This is a genomic window from uncultured Arenimonas sp., assembly GCF_963976025.1.
Taxonomy (GTDB): domain Bacteria; phylum Pseudomonadota; class Gammaproteobacteria; order Xanthomonadales; family Xanthomonadaceae; genus Arenimonas.
Map to the genome: position 1 here is coordinate 1 of NZ_CAXBJS010000197.1, position 4740 is coordinate 4740.

At 66.2% G+C, this 4740-nt stretch carries 3 protein-coding genes; 2 read left to right on the plus strand and 1 reads right to left on the minus strand.

Annotation, left to right across the window (positions count from 1 at the left end):
• The coding region (locus AACZ35_RS12535) for a S8 family serine peptidase (RefSeq protein WP_339829819.1) at nt 1-855 on the plus strand (855 nt) is incomplete at its 5' end.
• A 955-nt stretch (nt 856-1810) separates the two neighbouring features.
• Here AACZ35_RS12535 and ettA read toward each other — a convergent pair.
• On the minus strand, nt 1811-3475 hold the full coding sequence (ettA, locus tag AACZ35_RS12540; RefSeq protein WP_339829821.1) for an energy-dependent translational throttle protein EttA: 1665 nt from the start codon (nt 3473-3475) through the stop codon (nt 1811-1813).
• A 230-nt stretch (nt 3476-3705) separates the two neighbouring features.
• On the opposite strand from ettA, the gene creD reads away from it, so the two are divergent.
• Nucleotides 3706-4740: cell envelope integrity protein CreD (gene creD, locus AACZ35_RS12545; protein ID WP_339829823.1), on the plus strand; the 1035-nt coding region annotated here is incomplete at its 3' end.

Genomic DNA, 4740 nt, shown 5'->3' on the forward strand with positions numbered 1-4740 from the left:
ACCTATCCGGCCGGTGGCGCGACGCTTTCCGCGCTTGAAGCCGGCGGCGCCGGTTTTGCGTCGTCCGCGATGGAAAACACGGGCTCCGCGTCCGGTGCCACCTTCTTCATGGGCACCGCCGAGTCGACCGCCGCTGGCGCGGCCGGCAGGATCTGCGTTATCGATCGCGGCGTCATCTCCTTCTTCGACAAGGTGAAGAACTGCGAGGACTCCGGCGGCATCGGCGCCATCGTCATCAACAATGAAGCCGGCATGCTGTTCGGAACACTCGGCACCACCAACACCACCTCGATCCCGGCGGTCGGCGCCGCGTTCGAAGACCGCAATGCGCTGGTCGCTGCGTCCACCGCCTCGGTCAGCGTCGGCGCCAGCGACTACGGCTACATGAGCGGCACCTCGATGGCCACGCCGGGCGTGTCCGGCGTCGCGGCGCTGGTGTGGTCGAACCATCCGACCTGCACCGGCACCCAGATCCGTGACGCCCTCAAGGCCACGGCCGAGGACGGCGGCGCGGCGGGTCCTGACGCCTACTTCGGCTACGGCATCGTCAAGGCCAAGGCGGCCAGCGACTACCTGGCCGCGAGCGGCTGTGGCGGTGGCAACGAGCCGCCGCCGCCGGCGGGCGCCCCGGAGAACCTCAGCGGTTCGGTGAACAAGCGCGGCAAGAACTACAACTACAGCCTGTCCTGGAGCGGCGGTGGCGCGTCGGTGGATATCTTCCGCAACGGCAGCAAGATCGCCACGCAGAGCAACTCCGGCGGCTTCAGCGAGAACCTGGGCGCCACCTCGGCGAGCTACCAAGTGTGCAACGCCGGCACCACCAGCTGCACGGCGACCGTCATCGTCACGTTCTGAGTCGAGACAGCAATCCGTTCCTCAGGAGGCCCGCGAAAGCGGGCCTCCTGCTTTTTCGCTTAATGGCCGAGAGCCGACAAGGCCGCTTCCGACCCGAAGCGGACGGTCGCGGGAAACGGGATAATGTCCCTTGTCGGCCGATTTTTACTGAGTCCTTAAGGAAGCAGTCGCGATGAAGATTAGACCAGCGACAGTCTGGACCGTTGTCGGGATTCAAGCTGCTGCGTTCGGCTTTTCCGCCTTGTATTGGTCAAGCCCCAATATGCACGACGGGTCCATTTCGGCTGCTTTATCGCTACTTACAATCCTTTTTCTTACCGGATTTCTAAGGAAACGCCATTGCTACTCAAGCCCGCTATTGAAGCGGGTTAGAGACGCATCGGTGGCGTCTGGCCTGGCCATGTTCGGCTTGTTCATTCTAGTCAAAGGTGCGTTCGGCATCGCCGTTAGCGATGTTTCCCGTTCTTTAATCATGGTCGCGGGTCTTGGTCCTTTTCTTTTCCTTTCATTTGGACGGATTGGTCCCAGGCGGCCACGGCCCCGCAATGGCGGCCCCCCGGTGTCATAGACCCTGGGTTCGGAGCTAATGATGCAATTGGCTCCACCGTCTGCACTGCCCAACTGCAGGCACGTCATGACCGCTTCTGGCCGGTAGCGGATCTGCGCCTTCAGCCGGCGAACGTTATTTTGTTCTTGCGCGCGTCGCGTGCCGTATCTCCTGTCGGCCCCGAAAATCTGTCGAGGAGGGTGCTCGCTGCCTCCACCCGCGCATCAGTCGGGGGCGACGCTCTGCTTGGCCGAAGGCCAAGAGCATCGTGACTGAAGTCCCTCCCACAGAGGCAGAGCAGGAGATTCGCGCCTGAAGGCGCTCCTACAAAGGGGCGAAAGAAAACGGCGCCTTGGGGCGCCGTTTTCCGGTAGGTCCAATCGGGACTGAAGTCCCTCCCACAGAAGCCTACTTGAGGGCCTTGAAGCGCAGGCGGTGCGGGCCGGCGGCTTCGTCGCCAAGGCGGCGGCGCTTGTCTTCTTCGTACTCGCGGTAGTTGCCCTGGTAGAACTCCACGTGCGAGTCGCCCTCGAAGGCCAGGATGTGCGTCGCGATGCGGTCCAGGAACCAGCGGTCATGCGAGATCACCATCGCGCAGCCCGGGAACTCCAGCAGCGCGTCTTCCAGCGCACGCAGCGTCTCGATGTCCAGGTCGTTCGACGGTTCGTCGAGCAGCAGCACGTTGCCGCCCTGCAGCAGCGTGCTGGCCATGTGCAGGCGGCCGCGTTCACCACCCGACAGCGTGCCCACCAGCTTCTGCTGGTCCTGGCCCTTGAAGTTGAAGCGCCCGATGTAGGCCCGCGACTGGATCTCCACGCCGTTGATGTTCAGGATGTCCGAGCCGCCCGACACCGCCTGCCACACGTTCTTGTCCGCATCGAGCGCATCGCGCGACTGGTCCACGTAGGCCAGCTTCACCGTCGGGCCGATGTTGATCTCGCCCGAATCCGGCTTTTCCTTGCCCGTCAGCATCCGGAACAGCGTCGACTTGCCGGCGCCGTTGGGACCGATGATGCCGATGATCGCGCCATTGGGTACCGTGAAGTTCAGGTCCTCGAACAGCAGCCGGTCGCCGTAGCTCTTCGAGACGTTCTTGAACTCGATCACGTTGTTGCCCAGGCGCTCGCCCGGCGGGATGAAGAGCTCGTTGGTCTCGTTGCGCTTCTGGTATTCGACCGACTGCAGGTCTTCAAGACGCTGCAGGCGCGCCTTGCCCTTGCTGCGGCCGCCCTTGGCGTTCTGGCGCGACCACTCGAGCTCGCGCTGCAGCGCCTTCTGGCGGGCCTTTTCCTGCGACTCTTCCTGCTTGAGGCGGTCGGACTTCTGGTTGAGCCATTCGCTGTAGTTGCCCTTCCAGGGAATGCCGCGGCCGCGGTCGAGTTCCAGGATCCACTCGGCGGCGTTGTCCAGGAAGTAGCGGTCATGGGTGACCGCCACCACGGTGCCCGGGTAGCGCGCCAGGAACTGTTCCAGCCATTCCACCGACTCGGCGTCGAGGTGGTTGGTCGGTTCGTCGAGCAGCAGCATGTCCGGCTTGGACAGCAGCAGGCGGCACAGGGCGACGCGACGCTTCTCGCCGCCCGACAGCGGGCCGACGATCGCGTCCCAGGGCGGCAGGCGCAGCGCGTCGGCGGCGACTTCCAGCTGCTGTTCCAGCGTGTGCGCGTCACCCGAGGCCAGGATGGCTTCCAGGCGTTCCTGTTCCTTGGCCAGCTTGTCGAAATCCGCGTCTTCCTCGGCGTAGGCCGCGTAGACCTCGTCCAGGCGCTGCTGCGCCTGCAGGATGTCGCCCACGCCTTCTTCCACCGCCTGGCGCACGGTGTGCTCGGGGTTGAGCTTGGGTTCCTGTTCCAGGTAGCCGACCTTGATGCCCGGCTGCGGGCGCGCTTCGCCGGTGAAATCGGTGTCCACGCCGGCCATGATGCGCAGCACCGTGGTCTTGCCCGAGCCGTTCAGGCCCAGCAGGCCGATCTTGGCGCCGGGGAAGAAGGACAGCGAGATGTCCTTGATGATCTGCTTCTTCGGCGGCACGGTCTTGCTGACGCCGATCATGGTGTAGATGTATTGCGACATGGTGTTTCCCGGTTCTTGCGCGCCGGCGCGCGGTTCGCGCGGGGCCGGGCGGGGGTGGGGCCGCGCCAGGGGGCGCAGCCGGTCCGTCAATCGGAGGGGCGGCCATTATCGCTGAAACGGTGCCCGGCCTGAACCGCCCGCGTTTTGCCATTTCACTGCCGTTGTCCCGCCCGATTCGCCTGTTTCCATGGTCCTGGCCGCGCTTGGCGGCGAAAAACGGGGATCGCGCCATGCGCATCGGATGGAAACTGGCCCTGGTCGGGCTGCTGCTGTTGCTGCTGCTGGTGCCGCTGATGATGCTCAGCGGGCTGGTGTTCGAGCGCCAGCAGCGCGGGCAGGAGGTGGCAGCCGAGATCGCCCGGGCCACGGCCGGCGAACAGGCCCTGGTCGGCCCGCTGCTGCTGGTGGAGGCCGAACACCGCACCGAACACCGGCGGGTGGTGAACCGCGACGGCCACATGAGCCAGGAAACCGAGGAAACGGTGCAGCCCTACCACTACCTGGTGGCGCCCGGGCAGCTGGCCGTGGCCGGCAGCCTGCGCAGCGAACGCCGCGGCCGCAGCCTGTTCAGCGTGCCCGTCTTCCACACCAGCCAGACGATCAAGGGCCGGTTCCGGCACCAGCCGCCGCCGGTGGACCTGGGCGAGCTGCAGCCCAAACGCGCCTGGCTGGTGCTGGGCCTGGGCGACAACCGCGGCGTGCGCCGGATCAACCTGGAACTGGCCGGCAAGGCCGCCGCCGTCGAACCGGGTTCGCGGGTGGCCTGGCTGGGCGAGGGCCTGCATGCGGCGGTGCCGCTGGCGGCCCTGGACGGCGACCTGCCGTTTTCGGTCGATCTGGACCTGACCGGCACGGGCTCCTTGGCCTGGGTGCCGGTGGGCGGCGAAACCAGCGTCAGCCTGGACGGCGACTGGCCGCACCCGGGTTTCGAGGGCCACCACCTGCCGGACGAGCGCGAGGTCGGCGAGGCCGGCTTCAGCGCCCGCTGGGCGGTCTCACGGCTGTCTAGCCGGGTTTCCCAGGCCCTGGCCGCCTGTGCGCCGTCCGACGGGCGCTGCGAAGGCGTTTACGAAGGCGCCTTCGGGCTGCGCCTGGTGGAACCGGTGGACCGCTACCTGATGACCGACCGGGCGATCAAGTACGCGCTGCTGTTCCTGGGCCTGGTGTTCGGCGCGGTGTTCCTGGTCGAGGCGCTGGCGTCGCGGCCGGTGCATTTCGTGCAGTACGGCCTGACGGGACTGGCCATGGCGATGTTCTACCTGCTG

What these genes read in the sequence shown, in the direction of transcription:
- ettA (WP_339829821.1), bottom strand. Translation starts at nt 3,475, where the DNA reads ATGTCGCAATACATCTACACCATGATCGGCGTCAGCAAGACCGTGCCG.